Annotated in this window: 2 protein-coding genes; both read left to right on the top strand. The window is 66.7% G+C overall.

Translation table 11 applies throughout. The features are described 5' to 3' along the window. Positions 1-88: 88 nt before the first annotated feature. Positions 89-1,024: a histone deacetylase family protein gene (locus AC1DU6_RS27015; protein WP_477860883.1), complete on the top strand. Its 936-nt coding sequence runs from the start codon at positions 89-91 to the stop codon at positions 1,022-1,024. Between the two features lie 121 nt (positions 1,025-1,145). Then, positions 1,146-2,456 carry a mechanosensitive ion channel family protein gene (locus AC1DU6_RS27010; protein ID WP_056201386.1) on the top strand — a complete coding sequence of 437 codons (1,311 nt, stop codon included), beginning with the start codon at positions 1,146-1,148 and terminating at the stop codon, positions 2,454-2,456. Positions 2,457-2,543 lie beyond the last annotated feature (87 nt).

Genomic DNA, 2,543 nt, shown 5'->3' with positions numbered 1-2,543 from the left:
GTGCTAATCTGGTTTTGCAGTGCCAGCAGTTGCGCTGCCAGCGTTCGTGATGGAGCTTGCGTCATGAGGCTGGACCATATCAAGAGACATGCCCACCGCCTACTTCAACCCTCCCGAATGCCGCCGCCACGACATGGGCGAAGGCCATCCCGAATGCCCGGAGCGGCTGGCTGCCATCGACGACTGGCTGATCGCCTCGGGCCTGGGCCAGGCGCTCGAGTACTTCGACGCCCGGCCGGTGGACCTCAAGGACGTGGAGCTGGCTCACACCCACGGCTATGTCGCCGAGATCGGCGCCCTGCTGCGGGACTGCGCCGAGACGGGCGAACGTTGCGCCGTCGACCCCGACACCTCGGCCAACGCCCATACCTGGACCGCCGCCCTGCATGCGGCGGGTGCTGCCGTGCAGGCGACCGACCTCGTCATCGACGGCCGTGCCGACAACGCCTTCTGCTCGGTGCGCCCGCCGGKCCACCATGCCACGCGCGACCAGAGCATGGGTTTTTGCTTCTTCAACAACGTGGCCATCGCTGCGCGGCACGCGCTGGACCGGCGCGGCCTCAAGCGCGTGGCCATCGTCGACTTCGACGTCCACCATGGCAACGGCACCGAGGACATCATTGCCGGCGACGACCGCGTGCTGATGGTCAGCCTGTTCCAGCATCCGCTCTACCCCTACAGCGGCGCCGTCCCCAAGGGCACCAACATGGTCAACGTGCCGCTGCCGGCCTACACGCGTGGCGGCGAGGTGCGCGAGATCATCGAGGCCATGTGGCTGCCGGCCCTGGAGCGCTTCAAGCCGCAGATGATCTTCATCTCCGCCGGCTTCGACGCCCACCGCGACGACGATCTCGGCCAGTTGGGCCTCATCGAGGCCGACTACGAATGGATCACGCAGAAGATCAAGGCCGTGGCCGACCGTCATGCGCAAGGCCGTATCGTGTCGGTCCTGGAGGGCGGCTATAACCTGCACGCCCTCGCGCGCAGCGTGGGCATCCATTTGCGCGTATTGGCTGATTTGTGAACTTTGCGGGACAGACCGCCCGAGCGAAGCGAGTAGCTCTGTCCCCAACTAAGCTGAGAATTTTGCGGGACAGACCGCCCGAGCGCAGCGAGTAGCTCTGTCCCCAACTGACTAAAACCGTATGCACCAACCTTTGAGCCTGGCCGAACTCCAGGCCTTGCTGACCCGCGTCTTCAGCGCCGACGCGCTGGCCGAATGGGGCCTGCTATTCGGCTGCCTGGCTCTGGCAGGGTTGCTGAGTTGGGCGCTGTCGCGCGCCGTCACCCGGCGCGAGAACAGCGTGCTGTTCGGCGATCGCGTCATCGACGGCACGCTTTTCCCGCTGTTCGCCCTGGCCCTGGCCTTTGGCGCGCGCCGCCTGCTGCCGCTGTACGGGCTGGCACCGGCCTTGTTCAAGCTGGCGCTGCCGGTGCTGGTGTCGCTGGCCGCCATCCGCCTCATCGCCCGCGTGCTGCGCGCCGCCTGGCCCAATTCGACCGCCTTCAAGGCCTTGGAGAAGCTGGGCTCCTGGCTGGTGTGGATCGGCGCGGTGCTGTGGATCACCGGGCTGTGGCCCGTGCTGATGGACGAGCTGGACGACATCGGCTGGAAATTCGGCACCGTCAAGCTGACGCTGCGCAACCTCATCGAGGGCGGGTTGACGGCTACGCTGGTGCTGGTCGTTGCGCTGTGGATCTCGTCGGCCATCGAGGCCCAGCTGCTGCGCCGCGAGTCACTGGACCTGTCCATGCGCAAGATCGCGTCCAACGCGATCCGCTCGCTGCTGCTCTTCATCGGCCTGCTGTTCGCGCTGTCGGCCGCGGGCATCGACCTGACGGCCCTGGGCGTGCTGGGTGGGGCGCTCGGCGTCGGCCTGGGCTTTGGCCTGCAGAAGCTGGCGGCGAATTACGTGAGCGGCTTTGTCATCCTGGCCGAGCGGAGCTTGCGCATCGGCGACATGGTCAAGGTCGACGGCTTCGAGGGCCGCGTGACCGACATCAAGACGCGTTACACGGTGATCCGGTCGCTCGGCGGCAAGGAAGCCATCGTGCCCAACGAGATCCTGATCACTCAGCGGGTCGAGAACTCCTCGCTGGCCGACCCGCGCGTGCTRCTGTCGACGGTGGTGCAGGTGGACTACGACTGCGACGTCGACAACGTCATGCAGGCCATCACCAAAGCCGTCACCGAAGTCCCGCGCGTGTTGAGCGACCCGGGGCCATCGGTGCAGCTGAGCCGCTTTGCCGACAGCGGCCTGGAGCTGAGCGTGTTCTTCTGGATCATGGACCCCGAGAACGGCAGCGGCGGCGTGCGCTCGGACGTCAACCTGGCCGTGCTGCACACGCTGCAGCGCCTGGGCGTGGACATTCCCTACCCGCAGCAGGTGCAGCGCCAGCCGAAGTCGGCGACCACGGCCACGTCGCCGGAGGCACCTGCACCGACTGGCGACTAGAAATCGGCGTCCAACACCACGCGGTAGCGCGCCTTGCCTGAGCGCAGGTGATCCAGTGCGTCGTTGACGCGGCTCATCGGGAAACGT

It is taken from the genome of Roseateles sp. P5_B10 (genome assembly GCF_056400485.1).
This window is presented reverse-complemented; position numbering and strand designations above follow the sequence as displayed.